Origin of the sequence: Roseicyclus sp. (genome assembly GCF_965662675.1) — a bacterium.
Taxonomy (GTDB): Bacteria; Pseudomonadota; Alphaproteobacteria; order Rhodobacterales; family Rhodobacteraceae; genus Roseicyclus.
The window spans coordinates 1-1,279 of sequence record NZ_CBFIIK010000190.1 but is presented as its reverse complement, the minus strand read 5'-3'; the positions used below and the strand labels follow the sequence as shown (position 1 = coordinate 1,279).

Here is a 1,279-nt window from a genome sequence, read left to right as displayed (position 1 = left end):
TTTCGCCCTTGGTGATCGGCACGGGGCTGTTCATCCTGATCCGGGCGGTGGCCAACCCGGTGGCCCTTGCCCTGCCCATCACGGGGCTGGTCAATGCGCTGGTGGCGCTGCCCTTCATCTTGCGCGCGCTGGTACCCGCCGCGATGCAGGCCGAAGCGACGCAGGGCCGCTTGGCCGATGCGCTTGGCATGGTGGGTTGGTCGCGCCTGCGCCATGCAATCTTGCCGCGCCTCGCGCGCCCCTTGGGGTTCGGCGCGGGGCTGGCGGCGGCCTTCTCGATGGGCGATCTGGGGGTCATCGCCTTGTTCTCGATGCCGGGGCAGGGCACGCTGCCGCTTGAGATGTATCGCCTGATGGGGGCCTATCGCACTGATGATGCGCAAGGGGCGGCCGTGCTGCTCATGGCGCTGACGCTTGGCCTGTTCTGGGTTTTCGACCGTGGGGGGCGGTTCGATGCTGCAACTCGATGATCTGACGCTCAGCCAAGACGGCTTTATGCTGGCCCTTTCGGCTAAGGTGGAAGCCGGCGCGCGGGTGGCGGTTCTCGGTCCCTCGGGCAGTGGGAAATCGACGCTCTTGTCGCTGATCGCCGGTTTTGCGCGGCCTGACCGGGGGCGTATCTTGTGGGATGATCAGGACATCACCGATGCGCCGGTGGCGGCGCGGCCCGTCTCGATCCTGTTTCAAGATGGCAATCTGTTTCCGCATTTAAGCGTCTTCGACAATGTCGCGCTCGGCTTGCGCCCCGATCTGCGGCTATCTCGCGAAGAGCGCGACCGCGTTGGCCAAAGCCTGACCGATGTCGGCTTGGCCGGTTTCGGCGAGAGGCGGCCCGCCACGCTGTCGGGCGGGCAACAGGCGCGAGTGGGGCTGGCGCGGATGCTGCTGCGCGATCGGCCCTTGGCGCTTTTGGACGAGCCCTTCGCCGCGCTCGATCCGGGGCTGCGCGCCGAGATGCTGGCGCTGGTCAAGGCATTGTCCGAGTTGCGGGGGCTGACGATCCTGATGGCCTGTCACGATCTACGCGATGCCGAGCGGCTGTGCGACCGGCTATGGTTGCTCGATGACGGGCAGAAAATTCTGGATGTGCCTATCGCTGGCCTTAGGAATGCACCGCCCGACGGGATGTCGGCCTGGTTGTGAGGGGATGGTGTGCCCTCAGGCGCGCCATCCGGTCCAAACAAAAAACGCGCCCGTTGGGGCGCGTTTTCGTTAGTCGTCTGGGCCTGAGTCACTCGGCCGGGTAACCTTTGGCTCGCGCCTTGATGGGCGCCCAAAG

Annotated in this window: 1 protein-coding gene and 1 pseudogene; both read left to right on the top strand. The window is 66.1% G+C overall.

Translation table 11 applies throughout. The features are described 5' to 3' along the window. Nucleotides 1-470, top strand: a pseudogene (locus tag ACTG4J_RS15395) (thiamine/thiamine pyrophosphate ABC transporter permease ThiP); the annotation flags it as partial. Further along, nucleotides 454-1,143 carry a thiamine ABC transporter ATP-binding protein gene (locus ACTG4J_RS15390; protein WP_439140609.1) on the top strand — a complete coding sequence of 230 codons (690 nt, stop codon included), beginning with the start codon at nucleotides 454-456 and terminating at the stop codon, nucleotides 1,141-1,143. The pseudogene ACTG4J_RS15395 and the gene ACTG4J_RS15390, both read left to right, overlap by 17 nt. The last annotated feature ends 136 nt before the right edge of the window (nucleotides 1,144-1,279 follow it).

What these genes read in the sequence shown, in the direction of transcription:
- ACTG4J_RS15390 (WP_439140609.1), top strand. Translation starts at nt 454, where the DNA reads ATGCTGCAACTCGATGATCTGACGCTCAGCCAAGACGGCTTTATGCTG.